At 73.2% G+C, this 15,589-nt stretch carries 13 protein-coding genes and 1 pseudogene; 9 read left to right on the top strand and 5 right to left on the bottom strand.

All coding sequences use genetic code 11. The annotated features are described in order from the left end of the window. The first annotated feature begins 339 nt into the window (after positions 1-339). The 6 genes from msrA (at position 340) to GA0070614_RS20405 (ending at position 8,094) form a co-directional block, all read left to right on the top strand. Entirely contained in the window at positions 340-1,002 is a 663-nt protein-coding gene (gene msrA / locus GA0070614_RS20430) for a peptide-methionine (S)-S-oxide reductase MsrA (RefSeq protein ID WP_088977473.1), read from the top strand. A gap of 247 nt (positions 1,003-1,249) precedes the next feature. Next, positions 1,250-3,034 (top strand): N-acetylglutaminylglutamine amidotransferase, encoded by a 1,785-nt coding sequence (locus tag GA0070614_RS20425; RefSeq protein WP_088977472.1) that lies wholly within the window; start codon positions 1,250-1,252, stop codon positions 3,032-3,034. A gap of 2 nt (positions 3,035-3,036) precedes the next feature. Further along, positions 3,037-4,866, top strand: coding sequence for an N-acetylglutaminylglutamine synthetase (ngg, locus tag GA0070614_RS20420; RefSeq protein ID WP_088977471.1), 1,830 nt, complete (start codon positions 3,037-3,039; stop codon positions 4,864-4,866). Next, positions 4,863-6,038, top strand: coding sequence for an osmoprotectant NAGGN system M42 family peptidase (locus GA0070614_RS20415; RefSeq protein WP_088977470.1), 1,176 nt, complete (start codon positions 4,863-4,865; stop codon positions 6,036-6,038). Before ngg ends, GA0070614_RS20415 begins: the two co-directional genes overlap by 4 nt. Positions 6,039-6,658: 620 nt before the next feature. Further along, on the top strand, positions 6,659-7,588 hold the full coding sequence (locus tag GA0070614_RS20410) for a ribonuclease Z (protein WP_088977469.1): 930 nt from the start codon (positions 6,659-6,661) through the stop codon (positions 7,586-7,588). Beyond that, entirely contained in the window at positions 7,585-8,094 is a 510-nt protein-coding gene (locus GA0070614_RS20405; protein WP_088977468.1) for a GNAT family N-acetyltransferase, read from the top strand. Before GA0070614_RS20410 ends, GA0070614_RS20405 begins: the two co-directional genes overlap by 4 nt. A 51-nt stretch (positions 8,095-8,145) precedes the next feature. On the opposite strand, the gene GA0070614_RS20400 is transcribed toward GA0070614_RS20405, so the two are convergent. Both GA0070614_RS20400 and GA0070614_RS20395 read right to left on the bottom strand, forming a co-directional pair. Next, positions 8,146-9,516 (bottom strand): cystathionine beta-synthase, encoded by a 1,371-nt coding sequence (locus GA0070614_RS20400; RefSeq protein ID WP_088977467.1) that lies wholly within the window; start codon positions 9,514-9,516, stop codon positions 8,146-8,148. Positions 9,517-9,592: 76 nt separating this feature from the next. Then, on the bottom strand, positions 9,593-9,949 hold the full coding sequence (locus GA0070614_RS20395; RefSeq protein WP_088977466.1) for a YkvA family protein: 357 nt from the start codon (positions 9,947-9,949) through the stop codon (positions 9,593-9,595). 173 nt (positions 9,950-10,122) lie between these two features. Here GA0070614_RS20395 and GA0070614_RS20390 point away from each other — a divergent pair. The 3 genes and pseudogenes from GA0070614_RS20390 to GA0070614_RS20380 all read left to right on the top strand — a co-directional run bounded on the left by GA0070614_RS20390 (position 10,123) and on the right by GA0070614_RS20380 (position 13,401). Beyond that, positions 10,123-11,255: pseudogene (locus tag GA0070614_RS20390) on the top strand (SGNH/GDSL hydrolase family protein). After that, positions 11,252-12,055 carry an SGNH/GDSL hydrolase family protein gene (locus GA0070614_RS20385; protein ID WP_088977464.1) on the top strand — a complete coding sequence of 268 codons (804 nt, stop codon included), beginning with the start codon at positions 11,252-11,254 and terminating at the stop codon, positions 12,053-12,055. The pseudogene GA0070614_RS20390 and the gene GA0070614_RS20385 overlap by 4 nt, the downstream one beginning before the upstream one ends. Before the next feature lie 83 nt (positions 12,056-12,138). After that, on the top strand, positions 12,139-13,401 hold the full coding sequence (locus GA0070614_RS20380; RefSeq protein WP_088977463.1) for an acetyl-CoA C-acetyltransferase: 1,263 nt from the start codon (positions 12,139-12,141) through the stop codon (positions 13,399-13,401). Here GA0070614_RS20380 and GA0070614_RS20375 read toward each other — a convergent pair. From GA0070614_RS20375 to GA0070614_RS20365, 3 genes are all read right to left on the bottom strand, one after another. Beyond that, positions 13,398-13,718 (bottom strand): hypothetical protein, encoded by a 321-nt coding sequence (locus GA0070614_RS20375; protein ID WP_088977462.1) that lies wholly within the window; start codon positions 13,716-13,718, stop codon positions 13,398-13,400. The genes GA0070614_RS20380 and GA0070614_RS20375 overlap by 4 nt on opposite strands. 37 nt (positions 13,719-13,755) lie before the next feature. After that, the gene (locus GA0070614_RS20370) at positions 13,756-14,511 is read right to left on the bottom strand and encodes a Bax inhibitor-1/YccA family protein (RefSeq protein ID WP_088977461.1); all 756 of its coding nucleotides are present in this window, start codon (positions 14,509-14,511) and stop codon (positions 13,756-13,758) included. 147 nt (positions 14,512-14,658) lie between these two features. Further along, a complete protein-coding gene (locus GA0070614_RS20365) occupies positions 14,659-15,480 on the bottom strand; it encodes a Bax inhibitor-1/YccA family protein (protein WP_088977460.1) in 822 nt (273 codons plus the stop codon). Positions 15,481-15,589 lie beyond the last annotated feature (109 nt).

The raw sequence follows: 15,589 nt of genomic DNA, 5'->3' as shown, positions 1-15,589 counted from the left end.
GTGAGTTCCCCAGGACTGGCGAGTGACTGCACGAGGCCCCCAGACGGGTCCGGAGCCGACCCCGGCGCGCGAACGCCGGACATCGATCAGGGTGGACCGGTAGTCGCACGCTAACCAGGCGTGGTGACCCGGGCAATGGACGGCCCGGAGCCCCGCACGGCCGGAGAAGGGGCGGGTGGTTCATGGTGCTTTCCGCCTGATACGGGTGGAAAGCCCGGCGAGCGCGGTCGTGCCCGGATCAGCCGGACCGGGGGTGGCCGGGTGATCGACGACGGGACGGGTAAGGAACTGCGGCCCGGCGGCGTTGCACGCTGGGACAGGTACGAGAGGAGTCCCACCGTGTTCCTTCGCCGCATGAAGGCCGAGCTGCCCACCCCCGACCAGGCCCTGCCCGGCCGGCCGATCGCGATGCCGATCGCCGACCGCCACGAGGTGCTCGGCTCCTCGCTGAAGGGCCCGTTCCCGGCCGGTGCGCAGGTCGCGGTCTTCGGGATGGGTTGTTTCTGGGGCGCCGAGCGACTGTTCTGGACCCTGCCGGGCGTGCTCACCACCTCCGCCGGCTACGCGGGCGGCGTCACGCCGAACCCCACGTACGAGGAGGTCTGCTCGGGCATGACCGGGCACGCCGAGGTGGTCCAGGTGGTCTACGACCCGACGGTCATCAGCTACGAGGACCTGCTCAAGGTCTTCTGGGAGAACCACGACCCGACTCAGGGCATGCGCCAGGGCAACGACGTCGGCACCCAGTACCGCTCGACGATCTACACCACGACCGACGAGCAGTTGGCCACCGCGCAGGCGTCGCGCGACGCGTTCGCCCCGATCGTGGCCCGGGCCGGCAAGGGCGAGATCACCACGGAGATCGCCCCGCTCGGTGACTACTACTTCGCCGAGGACTATCACCAGCAGTACCTCGCCCCGACGAAGAACCCGAACGGGTACTGCAACCACGGCCCCAACGGGCTGAGCTGTCCGGTCGGCGTGGCCCGTACCGCCGGCTGACGTTCCGGAGCCGGTGGAGGTCGATGCCGACCTCCGCCGGCCGGCGGGCAGTCACGTCGGTGCGGTGTTTGTCACACGGGCGGCCCGGCCGGATCCTCGCAGCGTGACCCTCGCCGACACGGAACGCCAGCGCCACGGCCGGCGATCACGGCCTGCTCGGCGCGGGCGGAGATTCTAGCAACGTCGTCACACAACTGTCATCGTCTCAACAGGCGAATCGCAACAACCTCTGGCAGCATTGCCTGCCATGTGCGGACTGGCTGGGGAGTTCCGCCGTGACGGCTCACGCGCCGATGTCGCGGCGGTGGAGCGCATGGCGGCCACGATGAGTGACCGGGGACCCGACGACAGTGGGGTCTGGTCCCAGGGGCCGGTCGCCCTCGGGCACCGACGCCTGAAGATCATCGACCTGTCGGCGGCCAGCGGGCAGCCGCTCGTCGACCCCGACTCCGGGCTCACCGGCGTCTTCAACGGCTGCGTCTACAACTATCGCGAGCTGCGCGCGGAGTTGCAGGCCAAGGGGCACCGCTTCTTCTCCACCGGCGACAGCGAGGTGGTCGTCAAGGCGTACGCCGAGTGGGGGCTCGACTTCGTCGACCACCTGATCGGCATGTTCGCCGTCGCCATCACCGAGCGGGACACCGGCCGGCTGGTGCTGGCCCGCGACCGCCTCGGCATCAAGCCGCTGTACGTGGCCGAGACCCCGGGCGTGGTGCGCTTCGCCAGCACCCTGCCGGCGCTGCTGGCCGGCGGCGGGATCGACACCTCGATCGACCCGGTCGCGCTCGCGCACTACCTCAGCTTCCACAGCATCGTGCCGCCGCCGCGCACCATCCTGCGTGGCGTCGCCAAGCTCCCCCCGGCCACCGTCCGGGTGTACGAGCCGGACGGCCGTACCCACGAGCGGGTCTACTGGGACCCGGCCTTCACCCGCGCCGCCGAGCGCGCCGACTGGTCCGAGCGGGACTGGCAGGACGCGCTGCTGGAGTCGCTGACCACCGCCGTGCGCCGCCGGATGGTCGCCGACGTGCCGGTCGGCGTGCTGCTCTCCGGCGGGCTCGACTCCAGCCTGGTCGTCGCGCTGCTGGCCGGCGAGGGGCAGACCGGCCTGGCCACCTTCTCCATCGGCTTCGACGCCGTCGGCGGCCGGGAGGGCGACGAGTTCGTCTACTCCGATCTGGTCGCGAAGACCTTCGGCACCGACCACCACCAGCTCCGGGTGGCCGCCCAGGACCTCGTGCCGCCGCTGGAGGCGGCCGTGGCGGCGATGAGCGAGCCGATGGTCAGCCACGACTGCGTCGCGTTCTACCTGCTCAGCCAGGAGGTCGCGAGGCACGTCAAGGTGGTCCAGTCGGGCCAGGGCGCGGACGAGATCCTCGGTGGCTACCACTGGTACCCGCCGCTCGCCGGCATCGACCGGGAGCAGGCGCTCGACACGTACGCCAAGGCGTTCTTCGACCGGGACGCGGCCGGCCTGGCCCGGGTGCTGAACCCGGACTGGCTGGCCGACGGCGACCCGGCGCGGGAGTTCGTCGCCGCCCACCTGACGCGGGCCGGCGCGGACACCGCGGTCGACGCCGGCCTGCGGATCGACACCCAGGTCATGCTCACCGACGACCCGGTGAAGCGGGTCGACAACATGACCATGGCGCACGGGCTGGAGGCCCGGGTGCCGTTCCTCGACCACGAGTTCGTGGAGCTGGCCGCGAGCTGCCCGCCGGAGCTGAAGCTGGCCCAGGGCGGCAAGGGCGTGCTCAAGGAGATCGGCCGCCGGGTCCTCCCGCACGAGGTCATCGACCGGCCGAAGGGCTACTTCCCGGTGCCGGGCCTCACCCACCTCGAGGGCAAGCTCCTCGACCGGGTACGCGACGCGCTCTCCGCGCCCGCCGCCCGCCGCCGCGACCTGTTCCGTGCCGACTACGTCGACGCGCTGCTCGCCGATCCGAACGCCGAACTGACCCCGTTGAACGGAAACAAGCTGTGGCAACTCGGCCTCCTGGAAATGTGGCTCCAGAGCCACGGAATCGACTGACCGTGACCGAGACGTTGGCGACCGGAGCCGCCCGTACGGACCGGGAGCGGGTGCTGGGACGACGCCGCGAGCGGGTCGGCCCCGGCGGCGATCCGGTCGCTCCCGGCGCGCCCGAGCCCCGCGAGCGGGGCACCGGCCCGGCGGACGTGGTGCTGGACTGCGGCTGGGGTCGGCTGGTCTTCGGGCAGACCTTCACCGACCCGGCGGAGGTGGCGGACGTGCTGCGCTCCGAGGCGGCCGGCGCCCGGGACATCTGCATCTACCTGCGCGACCCGCACGTGCTGGTCTCCCGGCTCCCCGACGAGCTGTTCATCGACCCGTCGCTGACCTACCGGCTGCCGCTGGGCGAGCGGCGGCCGGCGGCCATCGACGACGGCGGCGAGGTCCCGGGGCTGGTGATCCGCCCGCTGCGCGACGCCGACGACGCGGACGCGGTGAACCGGATCTACGCGTGCAACGGCATGGTCACCGCGCCGGTCGAGGTGCTGGTGGACAACGCCCGCACCGACCGCTTCCTGCATCTGGTCGCCGAGGGGAGCACCGGCGAGATCGTCGGCACCATCACCGGGGTGGACCACGGGGCGGTCTTCGCCGACCCGGAGAACGGTGCCAGCCTCTGGTGCCTGACCGTCGACTTCAACACCGCGCCGCCCGGCACCGGCCAGGCGCTGCTCACCGCGCTGGCCGACCGGCTGGACGAGCGCGGCCGCGCCTTCGTCGACCTGTCGGTGCTGGCGGAGAACTCCGGCGCGATCCGGCTCTACGAGCGGCTGGGCTTCCACCGCACCAACACGCTCTGCGTCAAGCGGAAGAACCCGATCAACGAGCGGCTCTTCCTGCCCGCCGCCCCGGAGGGCTACGACGAGCTCAACCCGTACGCGAAGATCGTCGCCGACGAGGCGATGCGGCGTGGGATCCGGGTGGAGGTGACCGACGCGCACTGGGGCGAGCTGCGGCTGAGCAACGGCGGCCGGACGATCCACACCCGCGAGTCGCTGTCGGAGCTGACCTCGGCGGTGGCGATGAGCCGCTGCGACGACAAACGGGTCACCCGGCGCATCCTCACCGAGGCGGGGCTGTCGGTGCCGCGCGGGCGGACCGCCACCGGCGAGCCGGACGACCTGGCCTTCCTGGAGGACGTCGGTCCGGTCGTGGTCAAGCCGGCCCGGGGCGAGCAGGGCAACGGCATCACCGTCGGCGTACGGACGCCGCAGGCGCTGACCGCGGCGGTGCAGCTGGCCCGGCGGTTCTGCCCCGACGTGCTGATCGAGGAGATGCGCGCCGGCGAGGACCTGCGGGTCGTCGTCATCGACCACGAGGTGGTGGCGGCGGCGGTGCGCCGGCCGGCGCAGGTCACCGGGGACGGTGTCCACGACGTCACCGAGCTGATCGAGCGGCAGAGCCGGCGGCGGGCCGCCGCGACCGGGGGCGAGTCGCGCATCCCGATCGACGACATGACCCGCGAGGTGGTGGCGGAGGCCGGCCACCGGATGCACGACGTGCTGCCCGAGGGGCAGGTGCTGGCGGTGCGGCGCACCGCGAACCTGCACACCGGTGGGACGATCCACGACGTGACGGCCGACCTGCACCCCGCGATCGCCGAGGCCTGCGTGACGGCGAGCCGGGCACTGGACATCCCGGTGACCGGGCTCGACCTGCTCGTGCCCTCCCCCGATCGACCCGAGCACGTCTTCATCGAGGCGAACGAACGGCCGGGGCTGGCCAACCACGAGCCCCAGCCGACCGCCGAGCGTTTCGTGGACCTGCTCTTCCCCGGCACCCGGGCGCCGCAGCGGCTGTGGAGTCCCGCCGGGCCGGGAGGCGTGGCGTGAGCCCGAAGCCCTTGGAGATCGACCTGGACTACCTGCGCCAGGTGCTGCTGGAGCTGCTGGAGATCCCCAGCCCGTCGGGGCGTACCGACCACGTGCAGCAGTACGTGGGCGAGCGCCTCTCCGCCCTCGGGATCCCGTCGACGCTGACCCGGCGCGGGGCGCTCAGCGCCTGCCTGCCCGGCCCTCGGCAGACCGGGGCCGACCGGGCGATCGTGGTGCACACCGACACCATCGGCGGCATGGTGAAGCGGCTCAAGGAGAACGGCCGGCTGGAGCTGAAGACCATCGGCACGCACAGCGCCCGGTTCGCCGAGGGCGCGCACGTGCGGATCTTCACCGACGACCTGGACCGGGTGATCACCGGCCAGGTGCTCCCGCTCAAGGCCAGCGGGCACCGCTACAACGAGGCGGTCGACCTCCAGGGCGTCGGCTGGGAGCAGGTCGAGGTGCGGGTGGACGAGCCGGTCGAGGACATCGCCGGCCTGCGCGCGCTCGGCATCGACGCGGGCGACTTCGTGGCGTTCCTGCCGAACCCGATGATCACCCCGTCCGGGTACGTCAAGTCGCGGCACCTGGACGACAAGGCCGGCGTGGCCGCGGTGCTGACCGCGCTCAAGGCGCTCGTGGACGCCGGGATCACTCCGGTGGTCACCGCCCACCTGCTGGTCACCGTCACCGAGGAGATCGGCCACGGCGCCAGCCACGGCCTCGACCCGGACGTCGCCGAGATCGTCTCGGTGGACGCGGCGGTGGTCGCCCCCGGCCAGCAGTCCCGGGAACACGCCGCCACCCTGGCGATGGGCGACGGCGTGGGCCCGTTCGACTACCACCTGACCCGCAACCTCGCCTCGATCGCGAAGGAGCACGGGGTCGAACTGGTCCGCGACGTCTTCGAGTACTACCGCTCGGACGTGGCGGCGGCGGTCGAGGCGGGCGCGCACGCCCGGGTGGCGCTGCTCGGCTTCGGGGTGGACGCCACCCACGGCCACGAGCGCACCCACCTGGACGGGCTGCGCCACCTCACCCAACTGCTCTGCCTCTACCTCCAGAGCGATCTGGTCTTCCCGGAGTGGGACGCCGAGCCCGAGGGCGACCTGGCCGACTTCCCGTCGCTGGCGGTGCAGCCGGCCAGTGAGGAGGGCCCCCGCGAGGGCCCGATCGGCATCGACTGAGCGCCACGCCTCCCCGCACCCACGGGGACACGACCCGCCCTTCCGACGCTACGGACTTGAGTACGAATGTGAATCGGCCGGTGACGAGCGGACCGGCGAGCCAGATTTGTACTCAAGTCCGTAGCGCCCGCGACCCGGGTGGAGGCGGCCCTGGCCGGGACACACCGGGTTGAAGCATCTGCTGCTGGGCGACGTCCGCCACCGCGGGGCTGCCCCGGTCACCGCCACCCGCCCCAGGAGCAGGGACAGCCCCACCGGCACCGGGGCGGTGACCGCCGGCAGACCGCGACGGGCGTCCGCCGGGCATTCCCGCTCCGACCCTGTGATCGAAATCCGTTGCCGGCCCCCGGCGGGAGTGGATAGCGTGGCCGTACACGGGAAAGGAGGTGGTCCAGACTTGTATAGCAATCGGACTCGTGAGGTGGCTGTCCGCTAGCCGCTGTCCTCGACAGTGAAAACCCGTCCGCCGCGAGGCGGGCACAGCTCCATCGTCGAGACCGTGTGGCAGCGGTGCGGCGAAACCACGACAGCCACCCGACCCCCGGGGTGCCGGCCCAGTCCAGCCGGCCCGCGCGTCAGCGCGGAAGCCCCGGGGGTCGCTTCATACCCAGGAGATTCCGGTGTCGATGCGCGAGCTGGTGGTGCTCGGGACGGCCAGCCAGGCGCCGACCCGGCTGCGCAACCACAACGGGTACGTGCTGCGCTGGGACGACGAGGTGATCCTCTTCGACCCGGGCGAGGGCAGCCAGCGGCAACTGCTGCACACCGGGGTCACCGCCACCGACCTGACCCGGATCTGCGTCACCCACTTCCACGGCGACCACTGCCTCGGCCTGCCCGGCACCATCCAGCGGCTCTCCCTGGACCGGGTCACCAGGCCGGTGGCGGTGCACTTCCCGGCCGGTGGCGCGGAGTACTTCGCCCGGCTGCGGCACGCGTCGAGCTTCTACGAGACCGCCGAGCTGGCCGTCGAGCCGATCGAGGCGGACGGGCAGCGGATCGCCCTGGGCGTCGGCACGCTGGAGGCCCGCCGGCTGCGGCACCCGATCGAGACGTACGGCTACCGGCTGATCGAGCCGGACGGCTGGCGGGTGCTGCCGGAGCGGCTGGCCGCGTACGGCATCGCCGGCCCGGCCGTCGGCGACCTGCTCCGCGCCGGCCACCTGGACCTCGACGGGCACCGCGTCACCCGGGCCGAGGTGAGCGTGACCCGGCCGGGCCAGCGGTTCGCCTTCGTGATGGACACCGGCCTCTGCGACGGGGTGTACGCCCTCGCCGAGCACGCCGACCTGCTGGTCATCGAGTCGACCTTCCTGGAGTCGGAGGCCGCGCTGGCCGCCGAGGTCGGCCACCTGACCGCCGCGCAGGCCGCGCGGGTGGCCACCGAGTCGGGGGTACGCACCCTCGTGCTCACCCACTTCTCCCAGCGGTACGCCGACCCGCGTCGCTTCGCCGACGAGGCGCGGGAGCACTTCGCCGGCGAGCTGGTGGTCGCCGAGGACCTGAGCACCGTGCCGGTCCCGCCCCGGCGGGTAGCCTCGGCCGGGTGACCGTCACGCTACGCCCCGCGACCGTCGACGACCTGTTGGCGGTCGGCGCCCTGCACCAGCGCTCCCGGGTGGCGGCGTACTCGTCGTTCCTGCCGCCCGAGGCGCTGGCCGAGCCCTCGGCGCAGGCGATGGGGGCCTACTGGGTCGAGCGGTGGGGCTGGGAGCGCGACGACCACCGGATGACCGTGGCCGAACGGGACGGGCGGCTCGTCGGCTTCAGCTACCTCGGCCCGGACGACGAGGGCGACCCCGCCACCGGCCTGCTCAGCGCCATCCACCTGGAGCCGGACGAGCGGGGCCGGGGCACCGGCCGGGTTCTGATGGTCGACGCGCTGGACGCGATGCGCGCGCGGGGCTGGTCCCGCGCCGTGCTCTGGGTGCTGCGGCAGAACAGCCACGCCCGGCGCTTCTACCGGCGCGGCGGCTGGACGGCCACCGGGGCGGTACGCGAGGACCACGTCGGCCCGGTCGCCGCGCCCCAGCTCCGGTACGCCCGACTGCTCTGACGACGTCAGGGCCCCTCCCGGCGTCCGGAAGGGGCCCTGACGGAGTTCGGGTCAGCGCGCGCCGAGGTGGGCGAGCAGGTCCTGCCGGGTGAGCACGCCCCGGGGCTTGCCGTCGACCAGCACCAGCGCCGCGTCGGACTTCTCCAGCAGGTTGACCGCCTCGCTCACCGGCTGGCCGCCGCCGATCATCGGCAGCGGCTCGGCCATGTGCCGCTCGATGGTGTCGTGCAGGTGCGCCTGGCCGGTGAAGAGCGCGTCGAGCAGGTCCCGCTCGGCGATCGAGCCGGCCACCTCGCCGGTGACGACCGGCGGCTCGGCCTTGAGCACCGGGAGCTGGGAGACGCCGTACTCGCGCATGTAGTCGATGGCGTCGCGGACCGTCTCGGTCGGGTGCACGTGCACCAGCTCGGGCAGGCCGCCCGGCTTGCTCGCCAGCGCGTCGGCGACCGTCGGCTCGGTGCCGGAGTTGTCCAGGAAGCCGTACCGGGCCATCCAGTCGTCGTTGAAGATCTTCGACAGGTAGCCCTTGCCGCTGTCCGGCAGCAGCACCACGACCACGTCGTCCGGGCCGGCCGTGCGGGCCACCTCCAGCGCCGCGACCACGGCCATGCCGCAGGAGCCGCCGACCAGCAGGCCCTCCTCGCGGGCCAGCCGCCGGGTCATCTCGAAGGACGCCTTGTCCGAGACCTCGATGATCTCGTCGGCGACACCCCGGTCGTACGTCTCCGGCCAGAAGTCCTCACCGACGCCCTCGACCAGGTACGGCCGGCCGGTGCCGCCGGAGTAGACCGAGCCCTCCGGGTCCGCCCCGATGACCTTGACCCGGCCCTCGGACGCCTCCTTGAGGTAGCGGCCGATGCCGGAGATGGTGCCGCCGGTGCCGACGCCCGCGACGAAGTGGGTCATCGCCCCCTCGGTCTGCTTCCACAGCTCCGGGCCGGTGGTCTCGTAGTGCGACCGCGGGTTAGCCGGGTTGGCGTACTGGTTGGGCTTCCACGCGCCGGGGATCTCCCGGGCCAGCCGGTCGGAGACGTTGTAGTACGAGCGGGGGTCCTCCGGCGCGACGGCGGTCGGGCAGACCACCACCTCGGCGCCGTAGGCCCGCAGCACGTCCTGCTTGTCCTGGCTGACCTTGTCCGGGCAGACGAAGACGCACTTGTAGCCCTTGAGCTGGGCCACCAGGGCCAGCCCGACGCCGGTGTTGCCGCTGGTCGGCTCGACGATCGTGCCGCCCGGCTTCAGGATGCCGGCGGCCTCGGCGTCCTCCACCATCCGCAGCGCGATCCGGTCCTTCACCGAACCGCCCGGGTTGAGGTACTCCACCTTCGCCAGCACGGTCGCCCGGATGCCCTTGGTGACGTTGCGTAGCCGTACCAGCGGGGTGTTGCCGATCATGTCGACGACGTTGTCGTAGTACTGCACCTCGTTGTGCCCTTCGTTGCGGCGCCGGCGTCGGCTGCCGGGCAGACGTTTGCTTCGCCGCCCAGCGTACGTCCCGTCAGCCGATCACCTGCCCGGGGACCACGGGACGGCGCGCGGCCTCCCACTCCAGGAAGCGCTCCGTCTCGGCCAGCACGCTGCCGGCGAGCCAGGTCACCATGACCGCGTCGTCCAGCAGGCCGAAGACCGTCAGGAACAGCTCCGGCACCACGTCGACCGGGGAGACGACGTACGCCGTCGCCGCCGCCATCAGCGCCAGCCGCAGACCGCCGTCGTACTCGCCCCGGGCGGTCGCCCGGATCATCCGCGGCAGCGCGGCCACCCGGGCACCCAGCGACGGGCCACCCCGCGCACCCGCCGCCAGCGCCCTCGCCAACGCGGTGAAGGCCGCGCTCCGCTTCAACGTCCTGCCCATCGTCCAGCCCCTCTCGCCGGTCCCAGCGTGACGCGGGCCCGCAAGCCCTCGGCGCCCGCGCCCCGGGACCCGTCGTCGTCACCCCCACCGGTACCCAGAACGGTCGTCCCTCAGCCACCAGGCAGCACGTACGACGACAGCGGTGTGTCGTGCCGGCGCGATACTGTCGCCGTATGGGGGTCGCTGGTTCCGTCGTACCGGTTGGTCCGCGCTGGCAGCGCGTGCGGCAGATCGCCCGGGCCGCGGCGATCGGCACGGGCGCCACCGCGGCGGCCGTGGTCGCGACCGGCGGGGTGCTGCTCGGGCAGGCCCGGCAGGCCCGGCGGACCATCCCGATGGCCGAGGCGCCCCCGCCCCGCTGCGACGGCGTCTACGGCGTGAAGCTGCCCGGCCCACCGCTGACCATGGTGATCCTCGGCGACTCCTCGGCCGCCAGCTACGGCGTGCACCGGCGGCGGGAGACGCTCGGCGCGTTGCTCGCCACCGGGTTGTCCCGCCGGCTGCACCGGCAGGTCCGGCTGCACCGCTTCGCCGTGGTGGGCTCCCTGTCGGCCGGGCTGAAGCCGCAGGTCGAGTCGGCGTTGGAGCACCGACCGGACATCGCGGTGATCCTGATCGGCGGCAACGACGTCACCAACCGCACCCCGCCCGGCCTGGCCGTGCGCTACCTGGTCGACGCGGTCCGCACGCTGCGCGCGGCCGGCTGCCAGGTGGTCGTCGGCACCTGCCCGGACCTGGGCGCGATCCAGCCGATCCAGCCGCCGCTGCGCTGGCTGGCCCGACGGTGGAGCCGACAGCTCGCCGCCGCCCAGACGGTCGCGGTGGTCGAGGCGGGTGGCTGGACGGTCTCCCTCGGCGACCTGCTCGGCCCCCGGTTCGCGGCGGAACCGACCCGGATGTTCGCCTGGGACCGGTTCCACCCCTCCGCCGAGGGGTACGCCGTCGCCGCCGCCGCGCTGCTGCCCACCGTCATCTCCGCCCTCGGCGCCGCCCAGGAACGCAGACCTGTCCTCGGCCGTGGTGAGGGCGTACGCTCGCTGCCGCAGGCCGCCCAGGAGGCGGCGCGGCACGCGGGCACCGAGGTCAGCGGCACCCAGGTCCGGGGCCGCGACCGTGGGCCTGCGGGCCGGTGGGCGCAACTGCGCCGACGGGCCTTCTTCGGCGTCGGCACGGTGCCGCAACCCGGCAGCACGGCCGACTCACCGACACTGGAGGGAACGGCATGAGCGAGCGCGGTGAGCGAGCCGTCCGGCTCGGTGCGGCTCGGCCCCAGGCCGGTCCCGACCGGAGGGAGGGAACGGCATGAACGGACGGTCCCCCGGGACGGAGCTGGCACTCCGGCTCGGCAAGGCGGCGGCGGTCTCCCTGGTCGCCGGCACGATCGGCGGCGCCGCGGTGCTCGCCGGGCAGGCCGTGGCGGCGCGCAGTCGCAGCTACGCGCAGCCGGAACTCGGCCTGGCGCTGCGCGCCACGGTCGGGCGGGTGGGTGCCCCGCCGCTGCGGCTGGTGCTGCTCGGTGACTCCTCCGCCCTCGGCGTCGGCGTCGACCGCTTCGACGAGACCGTCGGCGGTCAGCTCGCCCATCTGCTGGCCGAGGGCCCGACCGGGCGACGGGTGCACCTGTCCAGCGTCGGCGTCTCCGGCTCCCGCTCCACCGACCTGGCCACCCAGGTGGCCCGCGCGCTGCTCGGCGAACGCCCGGACGTCGCGGTCGTGCTGATCGGGGCGAACGACGCCACGGGGATGCGCCGTCCGGCCGAGGCGGCGGCGTACCTCGGCTCGGCGGTGCGCCGGCTGCGCGAGGCGCGGGTCGAGGTCGTCGTGGGCACCTGCCCCGACCTCGGCGCCATCCGCGCCGTGGCGCAGCCGCTGCGGCAGGTGCTCGGCTGGTCGGGCCGGCGGATCGCCCGCGCCCAGACCACGGCGGTGCTGGAGGCCGGCGGCACCGTGGTCGACCTGGCCGCCGAGACCGGCCCGGTGTTCCGGGCCGATGCCGGGACGCTCTGCCACGACGGCTTCCACCCCTCCGGCGACGGTTACCGGGTCTGGGCGCACGCCCTGCTCCCGGCGGTCGCCGCCGCAGCCACCGCCGCGTCCCCGCACTGACTCCGAGCAGCGCGGGGCGGGGTGACATTTCCCGCCGGGCGGGCTCCTTCCGCCTTAAGTTACTCGCGGGTTAACGTTGGTTCATGCCGATTGAGTCGTCCCGCGACGCCGTCATCGTCGCCACCGCCCGGTCCCCCATCGGTCGCGCGTTCAAGGGTTCGCTGCGCGAGGTCCGCCCGGACGACCTCGCCGCGACCATCGTCCAGGCCGCGCTGGACAAGGTCCCCGGGCTCGACCCGACCCAGATCGACGACCTCTACCTCGGGTGCGGCCTGCCCGGCGGCGAGCAGGGCTTCAACATGGCCCGGGTGGTCGCCACCCTGATGGGCCTGGACGGCCTGCCGGGCGCCACCCTGACCCGCTACTGCGCCTCGTCGTTGCAGACCACCCGGATGGCGATGCACGCCATCCGGGCCGGCGAGGGCGACGTCTTCATCTCCGCCGGTGTGGAGATGGTCTCCCGGTACGCCCGGGGCAACTCCGACACCCTCCCGCCGGAGGCGCAGGCGCTGGTCGGCGGCGGCTGGGAGAACCCGCGCTTCGCCGAGGCCCAGGCGCGCTCGACGCGGCGTGCCCAGGGCGGCGCCGAGGTGTGGAGCGACCCGCGTGAGGCCGGCGAGCTGCCCGACATCTACCTCACGATGGGGCAGACCGCCGAGAACCTGGCCCAGGCGTACGACGTCACCCGCGAGGACATGGACGCCTTCGGCGTCCGCAGCCAGAACCTCGCCGAGAAGGCGATCGCCGACGGCTTCTGGGCCCGGGAGATCACCCCGGTCACCACTCCGGACGGCACCGTGGTCAGCACCGACGACGGCCCCCGCCCGGGCGTCACCCTGGAGGCGGTGGCCGGGCTCAAGCCGGTCTTCCGCCCGGACGGCCGGGTCACCGCCGGCAACTGCTGCCCGCTCAACGACGGCGCGGCGGCCGTGGTGGTCATGAGCGCCCAGCGGGCGCAGGATCTCGGCCTCACCCCGCTGGCCCGGATCGTCTCCACCGGCGTCAGCGCCCTGTCGCCGGAGATCATGGGCCTCGGCCCGGTCGAGGCGTCCAAGCAGGCTCTCAAGCGGGCCGGCATGACCATCGACGACGTCGACCTGGTCGAGATCAACGAGGCATTCGCCGCGCAGGTGATCCCCTCCTACCGGCAGCTCGGCATCGCCGAGGAGAAGCTCAACGTGATGGGCGGCGCGATCGCGATCGGCCACCCGTTCGGCATGACCGGTGCCCGGATCACCGGCACCCTGCTCAACGCCCTGGAGTGGCACGACAAGACCATCGGCCTGGAGACCATGTGCGTCGGTGGCGGCCAGGGCATGGCGATGGTGCTGGAGCGGCTGAGCTAGAGCACGTCCCGGGTCGCCGCCACCTCGGCGGCGGCCCGGGCCAGCACGTCCTCCGGCGGCGCGGCCGCGACCAGGTCGGCCGCGACCACCCGGAGCTGGTCGACCAGGGCCAGGTCGTTCGGCAGCCGGGGCACCCGCCGGCGCGGCCCGCCCTCGGCGTCCGCGCCCAGGTCGGCGATCGTCTGCACCAGCCGGTGCACGTGGTCCGCCCGGGACCCGTCCCCGCTGTCGAGGCGCGCCGCCCACCGTGGCTGCTGCCAGTGCCCCACCTGACGGACCAGCAGTCCCACCGCCCGGTCCAGCTCCGCTGCGCTCATCGCCGGAGAGTCTACGGCCGCGCCGGGACCCCGCCACTCAGCGCCGCAGGTAGCTGAGCAGCCGGAGGATCTGCCAGTACAGGAAGATCAGCCCGACCAGGATCCCGAAAGCGCAGAGCCAGGCGTAGCGGCGGGGCAGGCCGGCACGGACCGACCGCTCCACCTGGTCGAAGTCGAGGATGAAACTCAGCGCCCCGGCGACGATGGCGACGCCCGAGAAGAGGTACGGCAGCCAGCCCACCTCGCCGGTGAGGCTGTAGACCTCCACCCCCTGCCGGCCGGTGAAGAGCCGGAAGACCAGGTTGACCAGGGTGACCGCGAGTAGCCCGACAAGCGTCCCGACCACCAGCCGGGCCAGTCGTGGGGTGGCCCGCACCAGCCGGGCCCGGTAGAGCAGCGCCATCCCGAGGAACACCCCGAAGGTGCCCACCACGGCCTGCGCCACGATCCCCGGGTAGACCAGCTCGAACGCCCGGCTGGCCACCCCGAGCAGCACCCCCTGGAGCAGGGCGTACCCGATGATCGGCACCGGGTGGGTGATGCCGCGCAGCGAGATCACCAGGACCAGCGCCACGCCGGCCAGCGCGGTGCCGGCCAGCGCCGCCGACACCCACCCCGCCTGCGGCACGACCACCCAGGCCACCGCCGCGGTGAGCACGGTGAGCAGCAGCAGCCCGACGGTACGGACCAGCACGTCGTCGACCGTCACCGCCTCCGCGCCGGCCGCCGTCGGCAGCCGGTGCTGCCGGGTCGTGTCGTCGAGCCGGTCCAGCACCGGATTGGCGCTGCGCATCCCGCCACCTCCTCGCCCCGGCGTACCCCCTGGGTGTCACTCTGCCCGCGACGGCCCGGCGGTGGCGGGGAAACGGCGAGGGCGGGCAGAGACGACGGCGCCCGCCACCGCAGAGCGGTGGCGGGCGCCGGGGTGGCGGCCGATGCGTCAGTCGTCGCCCTGGAAGTAGCTGATCAGGCGGAGCAGCTCCAGGTAGAGCCAGACCAGGCTGACCACGATGCCGAACGCGGCCGTCCAGGAGTAGCGGGCCGGCAGCCCCATCCGGACGCCGTCCTCGACCTCCTTGAAGCTCAGCACGAAGCTGAGGGCGGCGACCACGATGACGACCAGGCTGAAGCCGATGGCCAGCGGGCTGCCGTCACGCAGGCCGGTGTTGACGCCGAAGAGGAACAGCACGAAGTTGATCAGCATGACGGCGAAGAGGCCGGCCATCACGGCGATCATGCCCTTGACGAACTTCGGCGTCGCCCGGATGACCTTCGCCTTGTAGAGCATGGTCATCACGAAGAAGACACCGAAGGTGGCCACCACGGCCTGGAGCACGATGCCGTCGTACCGCGTCTCGAACACCTTGCTGACCAGGCCGACGAAGGCGCCCTCGACCACCGCGTACGCGATGACCAGCGCCGGGTTCGCCATCCGGGAGAACGAGATGATCAGGCCGAGGACCAGGCCGACCATGGCGGCGCCGATCCAGGCGACGCCGAGCAGGGCGTCCGGGACCAGCACCCAGGCGGCCGCGGCGGAGACGCCGAGGATGCCCAGGAGGGCGACGGTCTTGACGACCACGTCGTCGAGCGTCATGGTGCCGGTCGCCGCCGGGGCGACCGGGGAGCCGGGCTGACCCGGGTACTGCTGCGGAATGCCGGGCTGGCCGTAACCGTACTGCCCGGGCGGGGCGTACCCGGCGGAACGCTCCCGCTCGGCCGCCTGGCCGAGCCGGGCGAGCACCGGGTTCGAGGTCTTCACTTTCAGGCCTCCCTCAGGGGGTCGTCGCACGTCCGACGTGCCCTTCCAGGGTACGGCCACCGGTCACGTCTCGCCGCACGGCAGGCTGTGGGAAAGCTGAGAGTCTCCG

It is taken from the genome of Micromonospora coxensis, from assembly GCF_900090295.1.
GTDB classification, from domain to species: Bacteria; Actinomycetota; Actinomycetes; order Mycobacteriales; family Micromonosporaceae; genus Micromonospora; species Micromonospora coxensis.
This window is presented reverse-complemented; position numbering and strand designations above follow the sequence as displayed.